This is a genomic window from Ralstonia sp. 1B3 (assembly GCF_036631435.1).
Genome location: NZ_JAPNUG010000010.1, coordinates 99,108 through 112,367 on the forward strand (window position 1 = coordinate 99,108; position 13,260 = coordinate 112,367).

At 64.9% G+C, this 13,260-nt stretch carries 10 protein-coding genes and 4 pseudogenes; 13 read left to right on the forward strand and 1 reads right to left on the reverse strand.

Annotated elements, in window-relative coordinates; genetic code table 11:
* Nucleotides 1-613 precede the first annotated feature (613 nt).
* On the forward strand, nt 614-1,009 hold the full coding sequence (locus tag OWR21_RS03035) for a hypothetical protein (protein ID WP_332394584.1): 396 nt from the start codon (nt 614-616) through the stop codon (nt 1,007-1,009).
* A gap of 79 nt (nt 1,010-1,088) precedes the next feature.
* Nucleotides 1,089-1,556 (forward strand): GNAT family N-acetyltransferase, encoded by a 468-nt coding sequence (locus OWR21_RS03040; protein ID WP_316902207.1) that lies wholly within the window; start codon nt 1,089-1,091, stop codon nt 1,554-1,556.
* A 12-nt stretch (nt 1,557-1,568) separates the two neighbouring features.
* On the opposite strand, the gene OWR21_RS03045 is transcribed toward OWR21_RS03040, so the two are convergent.
* On the reverse strand, nt 1,569-1,772 hold the full coding sequence (locus tag OWR21_RS03045; protein WP_147216479.1) for a hypothetical protein: 204 nt from the start codon (nt 1,770-1,772) through the stop codon (nt 1,569-1,571).
* 99 nt (nt 1,773-1,871) lie between these two features.
* On the opposite strand from OWR21_RS03045, the gene OWR21_RS03050 reads away from it, so the two are divergent.
* From OWR21_RS03050 to OWR21_RS03100, 11 genes and pseudogenes are all read left to right on the forward strand, one after another.
* Nucleotides 1,872-2,177: a recombinase-like helix-turn-helix domain-containing protein gene (locus OWR21_RS03050; RefSeq protein ID WP_316874325.1), complete on the forward strand. Its 306-nt coding sequence runs from the start codon at nt 1,872-1,874 to the stop codon at nt 2,175-2,177.
* Between the two features lie 79 nt (nt 2,178-2,256).
* On the forward strand, nt 2,257-3,324 hold the full coding sequence (locus tag OWR21_RS03055) for an aromatic ring-hydroxylating oxygenase subunit alpha (RefSeq protein WP_004634822.1): 1,068 nt from the start codon (nt 2,257-2,259) through the stop codon (nt 3,322-3,324).
* Complete coding sequence (locus OWR21_RS03060) at nt 3,317-4,090, forward strand: SDR family oxidoreductase (protein WP_332394585.1); 774 nt, start codon at nt 3,317-3,319, stop codon at nt 4,088-4,090. Before OWR21_RS03055 ends, OWR21_RS03060 begins: the two co-directional genes overlap by 8 nt.
* Nucleotides 4,091-4,148: 58 nt before the next feature.
* Nucleotides 4,149-4,658 (forward strand): cupin domain-containing protein, encoded by a 510-nt coding sequence (locus OWR21_RS03065; protein WP_332394586.1) that lies wholly within the window; start codon nt 4,149-4,151, stop codon nt 4,656-4,658.
* Between the two features lie 4 nt (nt 4,659-4,662).
* Nucleotides 4,663-5,565 (forward strand): alpha/beta fold hydrolase, encoded by a 903-nt coding sequence (locus OWR21_RS03070; RefSeq protein ID WP_332394587.1) that lies wholly within the window; start codon nt 4,663-4,665, stop codon nt 5,563-5,565.
* Nucleotides 5,566-5,577: 12 nt separating this feature from the next.
* Nucleotides 5,578-6,405, forward strand: coding sequence for an IclR family transcriptional regulator (locus tag OWR21_RS03075; RefSeq protein WP_024974095.1), 828 nt, complete (start codon nt 5,578-5,580; stop codon nt 6,403-6,405).
* Nucleotides 6,406-6,491: 86 nt separating this feature from the next.
* Nucleotides 6,492-8,929, forward strand: a pseudogene (locus tag OWR21_RS03080) (thiamine pyrophosphate-binding protein); the annotation flags it as partial.
* A 32-nt stretch (nt 8,930-8,961) separates the two neighbouring features.
* Entirely contained in the window at nt 8,962-9,765 is an 804-nt protein-coding gene (locus tag OWR21_RS03085) for an aspartate dehydrogenase (protein WP_147216471.1), read from the forward strand.
* Between the two features lie 16 nt (nt 9,766-9,781).
* Nucleotides 9,782-11,281, forward strand: a pseudogene (locus tag OWR21_RS03090) (aldehyde dehydrogenase).
* Between the two features lie 36 nt (nt 11,282-11,317).
* Nucleotides 11,318-12,279, forward strand: a pseudogene (locus OWR21_RS03095) (VOC family protein).
* Nucleotides 12,280-12,329: 50 nt separating this feature from the next.
* Nucleotides 12,330-13,246, forward strand: a pseudogene (locus tag OWR21_RS03100) (PDR/VanB family oxidoreductase).
* Nucleotides 13,247-13,260 lie beyond the last annotated feature (14 nt).

Below are 13,260 nucleotides of genomic sequence, written 5' to 3' on the forward strand. Positions count from 1 at the left end.
TCCGATTCTCAACGCTAAGGAAACAGCATGACGATGATGATCGACGGCCATGGCCCTGGGTATCAGGCGGTGCAAACGCGGCCCAGCATTCAGGATTGCCTGGCGACACTGAAGAAGTTTGTGAATGAGGCCGCCTCGCCAACGGTGACTGTGCAGGATCTGCTCGTAGCCAGCCGGGCCACCAAAGACGACAACGCGCAATGGTGGGATCGGGATCGCCTGAATCTGCCGGCTGATCCGAGCGACGCGGATATTGACGCGGCGCGCACGCGCGTGGGCCACGCAATGGTCGATGAGCAGGACGCCACGGTCGCGCTACGCAACCTTGACTCGTATCTGGAGGACGGTGCGCTGGGTGACGTTGGCAAGAGCGGCGTCAAAGCCCTCGTGGATGACGTCACCAAGAAGATCGGTGCTACCAGCCGCACGGTACAGGACGCCAACATTGAGGTGTACTCGGGCGACTCTTCTCGGACCGACTGGGGCCAGTACCTGGAGTACCACCAGAGCGAGGCGGCTGCGGCCCGAAAATTGCCGACCCCGTTAAGCAGGCGTTTGACCGGGGCGGCAACCCCGACCGGACGCCGACCGTGCTGCACAGACAATCAGCGTCGTGACCGGGCAGTTCCTCGATGCCGCCGCCGCGGCACAGGCGCTGCGCGAGGCTGGCGTACCGGTCAATGCGCCGCAGCGGCAGGCGAATGCGCAACAACTGCAGACAGAGCTGGTGGGCGGCATGAACCGCGTGAGCGACGCCGCACGCGTTCTGGACGCCGCCAACGACACGTCGACGGCACTGCTCAACGCCGACCGTGATTTCTCTTACCTGTACAAGACGAGCGCGCTGGATGCAGCGGACCAGCACACACAGGCATTTGTGCAGCAGCACATACCGCCGGGGCTGCATACCATCTTCGGGTACGGCTCCCCGAACGACGCGGCCCGGCACAAGGTTCAGGACGAGTTGTTGCAGGACGGCGTCGACCTTTCGGCGCTCGGCGTTCGTTAAGCCGTCAGCAGGAAAGCCGGCTGCACGTGCGACAGCCGGCTGGCAGAATGCCGGAGCGTTGCCACCCGTCCAGCTCACCATGCCAGCATCTGCCGACCTCCACATCCGCCCCATCCGCCAAGACGACTTTGCCGCGTGGAAACCGCTCTGGGATGGCTACAACGCCTTCTACGGCCGTGCGGGCGAGACAGCGTTGCCCGACATCGTCACGCAGACGACTTGGCAGCGCTTCTTCGACGAAGCGGAGCCCGTCTACGCGCTGGTGGCCGAGCGTGGCGGTGAGCTGTTCGGCATCGTGCATTTCCTCTACCACCGCAGCACCACGCAAATCGGCATGAGCTGCTATTTGCAGGATCTGTTTACGGCGCAGGCCGCGCGCGGGCAGGGCGTGGGCCGGGCCTTGATCGAAGCGGTCTACCGTCGCGCGCAGGCCGATGGTTTGCCGCGCGTCTATTGGCAGACGCACGAAACCAACACGACCGCCATGCGGCTGTATGACACGTTGGCGGACAAGTCGGGCTTCGTGGTCTACCGCAAATTGTTCTGAGCCGTTCCGGCATCAACAATCGAATTTCGGCACGTCGAAGCGGTTCCAATCGCTACCGCCTTCGGCGCCGTAGCGGATGTGCTCATCGTTCCGACCTTTGAGCTCGACGGTGGTGGTGCCGCGCGCGACACGAAGGCCTAGGCCCATTGCGCGATCCGGCGGATCGGCCGCCCCCTGCCGACCCATTTTTTCGCAAACCATAGGGTAATCCCGCATCTGCGATTTCGAAGACGCGGTCTATAGTTGCACCTGTGTTCCAGATATTAACAGACGTTTCATAGGTAAAACAAGCGAAACGTGATGGAGTCGACAGAAATGCAATCGCAATACAACCCCGACCTCGCTCCGTGGGAGCCCATTTCTCCGAACAACGTCGCTGGCAAGGGCCGTGTCGAGCGCCCCGGCCACGTCGCCAATCTGGTGTGGCAAACACGCGCCGCCGAGCCGACCGCCTATGAGAACCAACTGGCCGATTCGCTGGAAGCGGCATTCCTGGGCGGCGCGCAAACGCCGGCCGACATCGTGGCCGTGCTGAATGAGCGCGGCCCGCGCAATGCGGCCGGTGGCGAGGCCTGGACGGAAGACACCTTCCTGGCCGAGATGCGCCGCCTGGGCGCCTGAGACGAGGCCGGTTCCAACACGATTCGACGCCGCATTGCCCGCAGAGGCGCACGGCTCAACCCATCAGAAGAGGCAAGCAATGGAAGGCAACAAGGAAGCGCAGAAGGAAGCGCGCATCAACACCGGTCTGCGCAACTACTGGTATCCGGTGGCGGCGTCGTGGAATGTGAAAAACGCGCCGGTGGGCATCACGCGTTTGAGCCAGAACATCGTGTTGTGGCGTGACACCGCCGGCCAGGTGCATGCGCTGGAAGACCGCTGCCCGCATCGTGGTGCGCGCCTGTCGATGGGTTGGAACCTGGGCGACCACGTGGCTTGCTGGTACCACGGCGTTGAAGTGAACGGACAAGGTACGGTGACCAGCGTGCCAGCCGTTGACGCTTGCCCCATGGAAGGCAAGACCTGCGTGCGCAGCTACCCGGTGCAGGAACGCGCCGGCGCCATCTTCCTGTGGTTTGGCGACAAGGCCCCCTCCGAGTTCGACGACGCGGTCGGCACGCTGCGCTTGCCTGAAGAGCTGACCAGCGACGAGCACAGCCACTTCCTCTGCTTCGCGCATTGGAACGTCAACTACCGCTATGCCATCGACAACGTCATGGATCCGATGCACGGCGCCTACCTGCACGCCGTGTCGCACTCGATGGCCAGCGGCGAGAAGAAGGCCGTGATGGAAGTGGTTGAAACCGACCACGGGATCATGTTCCAGAAGACCGGCCAGCGCGGTGTGAACTTTGATTGGACCGAGTTTGGCGAGACCGGCACGATGTGGCTGCGCCTGTCGATTCCGTATCAACCGAAGGTCGGCCCGGGCGGGCCGTTCACCATCATCGGCATCGTGACGCCGGTGGATGAGGAGCACTGCATCGTCTACTTCTGGCGCACGCGCCACGTGCAGGGTTGGCAGCGAGACGTGTGGCGCTTCCTCTATCGCAATCGCCTCGAAGGCCTGCACTGGGATGTGCTGGAACAGGACCGTGTCGTGCTGGAGTCGATGGCACCCGAAGCGCGCGAGCACGAGACGCTGTATCAGCACGACATCGGCATCACGCGTATCCGCCGTGTGCTTGCACGCCGCGCCGCCGCTGAACTGGCCGACGCGCCTGTCGCCATGCTCAAGCCGGTTCCCACGGAAGCCCAACATGCCTGAGCGCCATTCAACTGCCGGGCTGCTGGCTGGGCGCAAGGTGCTCGTGACGGGCGCCGCGCGCGGCCTGGGTCTGGCCTTTGCCAAGTCGATTGTCGAAGCCGGTGGCGCCGTTGCGCTGGCCGACATTCTTGGCGAGCGCGTGCAGGAAGAGGCCGCGGCGCTGCGCGCGGCAGGCTTTGATGCGCATGGTTTCACGCTTGATCTTGGCGATCCGGCTTCCATTCAGGCATGCGCTGCTGCGGCCGCACAGGCACTGGGCGGGCTCGACGGGCTCGTCAACAACGCGGCCATCACGAACTCGGGCGGGCGCGATGCATCGTCGATCGACATCGAGACCTGGGACCGCGTGATGGACGTCAACGTGCGCGGCACATGGTTGATGACGACGGCTTGCCTGCCGGCGCTCAAGGCTTCCGGCCGCGGCGCCATCGTCAATCTGTCGTCGGACACTCCGCTGTGGGGCGCACCGAACCTGCTGGCGTATGTGGCGAGCAAGAGCGCCGTCATCGGCATGACCAAGTCTCTGGCGCGCGAATGCGGTGCAGACGGCATCACCGTCAACGCCATTGCGCCGGGCCTGACGCTGGTGGAAGCCACCGAATACGTGCCGGCGCACCGCCACGCGCTGTACCGCGACCAGCGCGCCATCTCGCGCGACCAACTGCCGGACGACGTGTGCGGCGCCGTGCTGTTCGCGCTGTCCGACCTTTCCCGATTCGTGACGGGCCAGACGCTGGCCGTCAACGGCGGTTTCGTCATGCAGTAATGCATCAACACACCATTCAGAAGAGGTATTCGATGAGCGATCTCTCGAACAACAGCAAGTGCAACGCACGTGGGACCGCCCGGAAGGCGCGTCGTTTGAAGATTGGATGAACAGCCGCGTGGCCCGCTTCTCCACCCGCCGTTACGACTGGGACGCCCTCAAGTTCCAAGCCGACTTCGACCCGAAATACCGCCGTGCGCAAATGCGCTACCTCGGCACGGGCGGCACGGGCGTGGCGGCTGACACCAACACCGTGCCGGCGGAGCACTTCACGTTTTCGACCATGGTCATTCCGGCCGGCCACGAAGGCCCGTCGCACCTGCACACCGATGTGGAAGAGGTGTTCTTCGTCATTCGCGGCAAGCTCAAGCTGGTGCTGGAGAAAGACGGCGAACGCTACGAAACCATCCTGACCGATCGCGATCTCGTCTCGGTGCCGCCCGGCGTGTACCGCGAAGAAATCAACATCGGCGATGAAGACGCGCTGATGTGCGTGATGCTCGGCGCCAAGAAGCCGATTACGCCGACGTACCCGCCCGAGCATCCGCTCGCCAAGGTCAAGCGTTGATGCCATGAGCGCGCAGGCTGTCATGTCTTCCCCTCCGTTCCGCGTTGCCGACGCGCTTGCCGTGCTCGGCGCCGGGTTTGCCGAACGCACCGTCGCCATCAACGCGCACGGCGACCGCATCGGCTATCGGCAATGGGGCGAGCGCGGGCCGGTGGTCGTGCTGTTGCACGGCATCAGTTCCAGCGCTGCGTCGTGGCTGCCTTGCGCGCAGGTTCTTTCGCACAACATGCGCGTGCTGGCATGGGATGCGCCGGGCTACGGCAGCTCCACGCCGCTTGCAGACGCTGCACCGCGCGCTGCCGACTACGCTGGGCGGTTGCAGGCGTGGCTTGCCGCGCTGGATGTGATGCCCGATGCAATCGTCGGTCATTCGCTGGGCGCGCTGATGGCATCGGCGTATGTGGCCGCCGCGCCAGTGGCGATGCAGCCGAAGTGCCTGTTGCTTTTGAACCCCGCGCAGGGCTACGGCCAACCGGGGCAGGAAGAGACGTCCCGCAGCGTGCAAGCCCAGCGTCTCGCAACGCTCGACCAGCTTGGCATCGACGGCATGGCGGAGTCGCGCCACGCGCATCTGCTGCGCCCGAATGCCACCGACGAAGAACGCGCCTGGGTGCGCTGGAACATGAAGCGCCTCAACGACGGTGGTTATCGCCAGGCTGTGGCGATGCTGAGCGGCGACGACATCGGCGCCTATCTGAGCAAACGCCCAGCATCCACACCCACGCAGATCGCATGCGGCGATGTCGACGGCATTACGCCGCCGCAGGGCTGCGAAGCGCTGGCGAAGACGTTCGATCTGCCATTTGCGCTTGTGCCGTCAGCCGGGCATGCCTCCTATATCGATGCGCCTGACGCTGTTGCAGGCTGGATCGAACACGCTGTTCTCTCCCAATCCCAAAACGCCTAAGCGCCAAGACGTATGAGCAACGACCTCATCCCAGAAGACGTGCAGGAAAAGTACATCGTGCCGGGCCTCGAACGCGGCCTGCGCCTGCTGTGCGAGTTCAGCCACAAAGACCGTGTGCTGTCTGCGCCGGAACTGGCGCGTCGCCTGAAGGTGCCGCGCTCCACGGTGTTCCGTCTGCTGACCACACTTGAAGTGATGGGCTTCATCGAACGCGTTGACGGCGGCCGCGATTTTCGTCTCGGCATGGCGGTGCTGCGCCTGGGCTTTGAATATCTCGCGTCGCTGGAATTGACCGAGTTGGGTCGCCCGCTGCTCGATCGTCTGCGCGACGAGATTCACTACCCGTGCAACCTCGTCGTGCGCGATGGCCGCTCGATCGTCTACGTGGCGAAATCCGTCGCGCCCACACCGTTCACCAGTTCCGTGAATGTCGGCACGCGCCTGCCGGCTCACGCCACGGTGCTGGGTCGTGTGCTGCTGGCTGATCTGTCGCTGGCCGAGCTGCGCCAGCTTTATCCGGAGCCGCAGCTGGAAGTGTTTTCCGCCAACACGCCGCGCACGGTGGAAGAGCTGTTCGAGATGGTGCAGCGCGACCGCGAACACGGCTACGTGCTGCAGGAAGGCTTCTTCGAAGCCAACATCTCGACGATTGCTGCACCGGTGCTCGACCGCGCCGGCAAGGTGGTGGCCGCGCTCGGCACGACGATTCCGTCGCCGCGCATTGAACCTGCACAGCTCGATCTGATGATCGACAAGGTGCGTGCCGCTGCCGGCGAGCTGTCTTATCTGCTGGACTACCGCCCCGCAGGCGGCAAGGTCGTCAACCTGTTCCGCGAATGACCATGCCGATGATCGACCTGACTGGCAAGACCGCTGTCGTGACGGGCGGCTCCTCCGGCATCGGCCTGGCCACCGTTGAACTGCTGCTGGAAGCCGGTGCCGCCGTGGCGCTGTGCGGCCGCAATGCCGAACGCCTCGCGCAAGCCGAACAAAGTTTGCGCAGCCGCTTCCCCAACGCCCGGCTGTTTGCTGCAACGTGCGACGTGCTCGACGCCGCGCAGATGGCAGCGTTTGCCGACGCCGTGGAGCAAGCGCTGGGTCCCGTCGACATGCTCGTCAACAACGCCGGCCAAGGCCGTGTCTCGACGTTTGCCGATACCGACGATGCCGCGTGGACGCAGGAGCTGCATCTCAAGTTCTTCTCGGTGATCCATCCCACGCGCGCTTTCCTGCCGCAACTCGAGCGCTCGGCGCACGGCGCGATCGTCTGCGTGAATTCGCTGCTCGCGCAGCGGCCGAGCCGCACATGGTGGCCACCTCTGCCGCGCGTGCGGGTGTGCTCAACCTTGTGCGTTCGATGGCGACCGAATTTGCACCGAAGGGCGTGCGCGTCAACGGCATCCTGATCGGCCTGGTGGAGTCCGGCCAATGGCGCCGCCGCTTCGAGGCTCGACCCGAAGAAGATCGCCATCTCGACTGGGCTGCGTGGACGCGTCGCCTGGCCGCGCAAAAACACATTCCCCTTGGACGCCTGGGCGTGCCCGAAGAGGCGGCCCGCGCCATTCTGTTCCTTGCCTCGCCGTTGTCTTCGTACACCACGGGCAGCCACATCGATATCTCGGAGGACACTCCCGTCATGCTTAAACGACAACAACAGGAACAACAGCTGGTCACGGTGGGCCACGCGATTGCAGCCTTCCTGGAGGCCTGCGAGGTCAAGGCCGCTTTCGGTGTCATCTCGATCCACAACATGCCTATCCTCGATGCGATGGGCGAGCGCGGCAAGATCCGCTTTGTCATGGCGCGCGGTGAAGCCGGCGGCGCCAACATGGCCGACGCCTATGCCCGGACCACGGGCGGCCTGGGCGTCTGCCTGACCAGCACCGGCACCGCTGCCGGCAATGCGGCAGGCGCCATGGTCGAAGCCCTGACCGCCGGCACGCCGCTGCTGCATATCACGGGCCAGATCGAAACGCCGTACCTCGACCAGAGCCTCGCGTACATCCACGAAGCGCCGGACCAGCTCACGATGCTCAAGGCCGTCTCCAAGGCAGCCTTCCGCGTGCGCAGTGCCGATACGGCCATCAGCACGATGAAGCTGGCCGTGCAGACCGCGTTGACGGCCCCGGCCGGCCCGGTGAGCGTGGAGATTCCCATCGACATCCAGGCTGCGCTGATTCCCATGCCGGACGACCTGCGCCCGCTGCTGGTGCCGCAGCATGTGCCGTCGGCCCACGCGCTGGACGAACTGGCTGAACGTCTGTCGCGCGCGCGCCGTCCGATGCTGTGGCTCGGCGGTGGTGCCCGCCACGCTGCGAAGCAGGTCAAGCGCCTGATGGATCTGGGCTTTGGCGTGGTCACCAGCACGCAGGGCCGCGGCATCGTGCCGGAAGATGACCCCCGCTCGCTGGGCGCATTCAACCTGCACAAGCCGGTCGAAGCGTTCTACCAGACGTGCGATGCCATGGTCGTGGTCGGCTCGCGCCTGCGCGGTAACGAAACGCTCAAGTACGAGCTGAAGCTGCCGCGTCCGCTGTATCGCATCGATGCGGATGCATCGGCGGAAGGCCGGTGCTACGCCAGCGACTACTTCGTGTGCGGCGATTCGGCGCTTGCGCTGGATGGCTTGGCCGATCGGCTGGAAAAGAAGATGCAGATCGACGCGACATTCGCCGCCGACCTGCGCGCCGCACACGACGCGGCCGTAGGCGGGCTGATCGACGGCCTTGGTCCGTACGCCAAGCTGGTGGAAGCTTTGCAAGCCGCCGTGGGGCGCGAATTCAATTGGGTGCGCGACGTGACCGTGTCGAACAGCACGTGGGGCAATCGGCAACTCCGCATCTTTGACTCGCGTGCCGGCGTGCATGCGCTGGGCGGCGGCATCGGTCAAGGTTTGGCAATGGGCATTGGCGCGGCCATCGGTGCGGCTGCAACCGGATCGGGCAAGACCACGTTCTGCCTGGCCGGCGATGGCGGCTTCATCCTGAACCTCGGTGAATTGGCGACTGCGGTGCAGGAGCGCGCCAACCTCGTCATCGTGCTGATGAACGACAAGGGCTACGGCGTCATCAAGAACATCCAGGACGCGCAGTACGGCGGCCGCCGCCATTACGTGGATCTGCACACGCCGGACTACGCGGCGCTCGCCCAGTCGCTGCAACTGCGTCATCGCCGCGTCTCGGATCTGGCAGACGTGAGCAGCGCGCTGAAGGAAGCCACCAGCGGCGAAGGCCCGTTCCTGATGGAGATCGACATGCTTTCCATCGGCAGCTTCAAGACGATCTTTGCAGGCCCGCCGGTCAACCAGCAGGCCAAGGACGGCCAGGGCGAGCGCGCAGCCGAGCGCACGACGGTGGTGGCGTGAATCTGCAACCGAGCCAATTGAAGGAGCCGGACATGCTGCATGTATCGATGGTCGGGTGCGGAGCGATCGGGCAGGGCGTACTGGAACTGCTCAAGAGCGATCCGGATGTGTGCTTTGACGCCGTGATCGTGCCCGAGCACGCGATGGACAAGGCGCGCGAGGCCATCGCCCCGTTCGCACCGAATGCGCGTGTCACGACGCATCTGTCGGCCGACGCGCATCCTGATCTGCTCGTCGAATGCGCTGGCCATGATGCGCTTGAAGAGCATGTGTTGCCGGCGTTGGAGCAGGGCATCGACTGCCTGGTCGTATCGGTGGGTGCGTTGTCGGAACCCGGCGTGGCCGAACGGCTGGAGGCTGCGGCCCGCCGTGGCAACGCGCAGGTGCAGCTGCTGTCGGGCGCCATCGGCGCCATCGACGCACTGGCCGCTGCGCGCGTCGGCGGGTTGGATGCGGTCATCTACACCGGCCGCAAACCGCCGCGCGCCTGGAAGGACACGCCGGCCGAACAGCAGTTCGACCTCGATGCGCTGCGCGAGCCGACCGTGATCTTCGAAGGCAACGCCCGTGAAGCTGCGCGTCTGTTCCCGAAAAACGCCAACGTGGCGGCCACGCTGTCATTGGCAGGCCTCGGTCTTGAGCACACGCACGTCAAGCTGCTGGCCGATCCAACGGTGGACGAGAACATCCATCACGTCGAAGCGCGCGGTGCCTTTGGCGGCTTCGAGCTGACGATGCGCGGCAAGCCGCTGGCGGCCAATCCCAAGACTTCTGCGCTGACGGTGTTCAGCGTGGTGCGTGCGCTGGGCAACCGCGCGCACGCCGTTTCGATTTAAGCGAGGCCATAGCGCCATGACTGTTTCCAACCCGAACGCAACCGCAACGTCCGTGTTGCCCATCTGCATTGCCGGCGATTGGCGCCTCGGCACGGGCGAGCGCTATGCCACGCGCTACCCGGCCACCGGTGAAGTCGTTGCAGAGCTCAATGCCGCCAGCGTCGCCGATGTGGAAGAGGCGGTGGCAGGCGCCTACCGCGCCTTCCTCTCCAGCGGTTGGGCGCAGCGCAAGCCGCACGAGCGCGCGGCCGTTCTGTACCGCGTAGCTGAGCTGATCCGCTCGCGCAGTGAAGCGTTGGCACAACGCCAGCGCCTGGATAACGGCAAGCCGATCAACGAGACGCGCGCTGGTGGCAAGCGCTGCGGCCACGTTCCAGTTCTTCGGCGCCGCATGCGAGACGCTGGAAGAGTCGCTCACGCCCATGCGTGGCGATTGCCTGACGATGAGCGTGCATGAGCCCATGGGCGTGGTGGCCGCCATCACGCCGTGGAATTCGCCGATTGCCAGCGAAGCGCAAAGATGGCGCCCGCGCTGGCCGCGGGCAACGCCGTCGTCGTCAAACCGGCGGAAGTCACGCCGCTGATGGCGCTGGAACTTGCTGCCATCTGCGAAGAGGCGGGCGTGCCCAAGGGCATGATCAGCGTGCTGCCGGGCAAGGGCTCCGTGATTGGCGATGCGATTACGAAGCATCCGCTGGTGCGCCGTGTGTCGTTCACGGGTGGCACGAACACGGGCAAACACATTGCCCACATCGCCGCTGACAAGATGATGCCGGTGTCGCTGGAACTCGGCGGCAAGTCGCCGACGATGGTGTTTGAAGATGCCGACCTCGACCACGCCGTGAATGGCGTGCTGTACGGCATCTTCAGCTCGTCGGGCGAGTCGTGCATCGCCGGTTCGCGCCTGTTCGTGGCGCGTTCGCTGTACGAGCCGTTCATGGATCGCCTCGCCGCTGCCGCAGCACGTCTGCGTGTCGGCAATCCGGCCGATGAATCGACGCAGATGGGTCCGCTGATCACCGACCGCCACCGCGAGACCATCGAGTCGTACGTCGCGATGGGCGTGGGAGAGGGCGGCCACCTGCGCACGGGCGGTTTGCGCCCCGCAATCGCCGGCTGCGAGTCGGGCTATTTCTACACGCCGACCATCATCGAAGGGCTCACCAACAGCGCCCGCATCTGCCAGGAAGAAATCTTCGGCCCGGTGCTCGTCGCCATGCCGTTCGACGATGAAGACGAATTGATCGAACAGGCCAACGACAGCGTCTACGCATTGGCCGCCGGGATCTGGACGCGCGACTACAAGCGCGCATGGCGCATCGGCCGCGCGGTGCAGGCCGGCAACGTGTGGATCAACACATACAAGCAGTTCTCGATTTCGACGCCGTTTGGCGGCTGGCGCGACAGCGGCCTGGGCCGCGAGAAGGGCCGCCTCGGCATCCTGCAATACATGGAGCAGAAGAGCCTCTACTGGGGCTTGAATGAACAGCCGCTGGCCTGGGCCAACGCCAACTGAAGCTGAAACAAAACACCCAGACCACAGGAGATGAAGATGAACACGATTCGGGGCATCGACGAAATCGTCTACGGTGCCGAAGACCTCGCCGCCTGCAAGCAGTTCTTCCTGGATTGGGGCCTCGCCCTGCAATCGGAAGACGCCAGCGGCCTGCTGTTCGAGACACTCAACGGCTGCCGCGTACGCGTCAAGCGCAGCGACGATGCCACGCTGCCGCCGGCCATGGAAGCCGGCCCGACGCTGCGCGAAGTGATCTGGGGCACTGATTCGCAGGCTGTGCTCGATCGCCTGCTCGACACGCTGGCTGACCAGCCCGGCTACGTGCACGCCGACGGCCGCGTCGGTTGCACCGACCCGAACGGGCTGGCCGTGCGCGTGCAGATGACCACGAAGCGCGACGTCGACGTGCAATGCGCTGCCATGAACACGTGGACGGACAAGCCACGCCGCAACCAACCCAGCCCGATCTACGAGCGCGCCACGCCCATCGAAGTCGGCCACGTGGTCTTCTTCGTCAAGGACGTGGCGGCCACGGAGCGCTTCTATGTCGAGAAGCTCGGCTTTGTGCCGTCCGACCACTACCCGGGCCGCGGCGCGTTCCTGCGCTGCGAGCCCGAAGGCGGCCACCACGACCTGTTCCTGCTGCAGACGCCGCAGGAAGAAGCGGCCTCAACCACGTCGCTTTCACCGTGCGCGACATCCATGAGGTGTTCGGTGGCGGCATGCACGTGTCGCGCTGTGGCTGGGATACGCAGCTGGGCCCCGGCCGCCATCCGATCTCGTCGGCGTACTTCTGGTACTTCAAAAACCCGGCTGGCGGATTGATCGAGTACTACGCCGATGAAGACCAGCTTGACGCCGACTGGCAGCCGCGCGATTTCGAGCCCGGCCCGACCGTGTTTGCCGAATGGGCCATCGACGGCGGCATTGACGGCAACACACGCCGGCAGAAGAACGTCGCCGGCCCGGAAGGCAAGTTCTTGACGGAAAAGCGCTGAAACGTTGCAGAGACGTGCTATGAATTCCCCTCAACCTGCGCGTGCATGCCATGCGCTACGAAGCCCAAGGCATCGTGAGCGTGGAGCTGCGCGATGTCGACGGCAAGCCTTTGCCCGAATACGCACCGGGCGCGCATATCGAACTGCATCTCGGCAACGGGCTGGTGCGCAGTTATTCGCTGTGCGGCGCGCCAGAGGTGCGTGACCGCTACGTGGTCGGCGTGCTGCTTGACCGCAACAGCCGCGGCGGCTCGCGCTATGTGCACGAGCAGTTGCGCGTCGGTTCGACGCTCAAGATCGGCGGCCCGCGCAATCACTTCGAGCTGGACGAAACCGCGCCGCGCACCGTGCTGGTTGCAGGTGGCATCGGCGTGACGCCCATCGTCTGCATGGCGCGTCGCCTGGCCGAGCAGGGCAAGGCGTTCTCGATGCTGTATTGCGCGCGCTCGCGTGCCGAAGCGGCCTTTGCCGATGAGCTGGCCGCCCATGGCGATGCGGTGCGTTTTCACCTGGACGCAGAAGCCGGTGGGCCCCCGATCTGAAAGCGCTGCTTGCAGGGCATCCGGCCGATACGCATTTCTATTGCTGCGGCCCCGGCCCGATGCTGCGGGCATTCGAGGCGGCCTGTGAGGCGCTGGGCTACACCAACGTTCATATCGAACGCTTTGCGGCCGACCCCGGTGTGGAATCGGTGCAGGAGGGCGAATACCAGGTCAAGCTCGCGCGCAACGGTGCTGAACTGTGTGTGCCGGCAGGCAAGTCGCTGCTCGACGCGCTGTTGGAGATTGGCGTCGAGGTGGAACACAGCTGCAAGGAAGGCGTGTGCGGCTCGTGCGAAACGCGCGTGCTCGAAGGCGAGCCCGACCACCGTGACAGCGTGCTGTCCAAGAGCGAACGCGCATCGAACCAAACGATGATGGTTTGCGTATCCGGCTGTAAGGGCAAGCGCCTGGTGATCGATCTGTAAGCGCAGGATGGTTT

Coding starts and splice junctions, on each gene's coding strand:
- OWR21_RS03045 (WP_147216479.1), bottom strand. CDS start 1,772: ATGCGGGATTACCCTATGGTTTGCGAAAAAATGGGTCGGCAGGGGGCG.
- OWR21_RS03070 (WP_332394587.1), top strand. CDS start 4,663: ATGAGCGCGCAGGCTGTCATGTCTTCCCCTCCGTTCCGCGTTGCCGAC.
- OWR21_RS03075 (WP_024974095.1), top strand. CDS start 5,578: ATGAGCAACGACCTCATCCCAGAAGACGTGCAGGAAAAGTACATCGTG.
- OWR21_RS03055 (WP_004634822.1), top strand. CDS start 2,257: ATGGAAGGCAACAAGGAAGCGCAGAAGGAAGCGCGCATCAACACCGGT.
- OWR21_RS03085 (WP_147216471.1), top strand. CDS start 8,962: ATGCTGCATGTATCGATGGTCGGGTGCGGAGCGATCGGGCAGGGCGTA.
- OWR21_RS03050 (WP_316874325.1), top strand. CDS start 1,872: ATGCAATCGCAATACAACCCCGACCTCGCTCCGTGGGAGCCCATTTCT.
- OWR21_RS03060 (WP_332394585.1), top strand. CDS start 3,317: ATGCCTGAGCGCCATTCAACTGCCGGGCTGCTGGCTGGGCGCAAGGTG.
- OWR21_RS03040 (WP_316902207.1), top strand. CDS start 1,089: ATGCCAGCATCTGCCGACCTCCACATCCGCCCCATCCGCCAAGACGAC.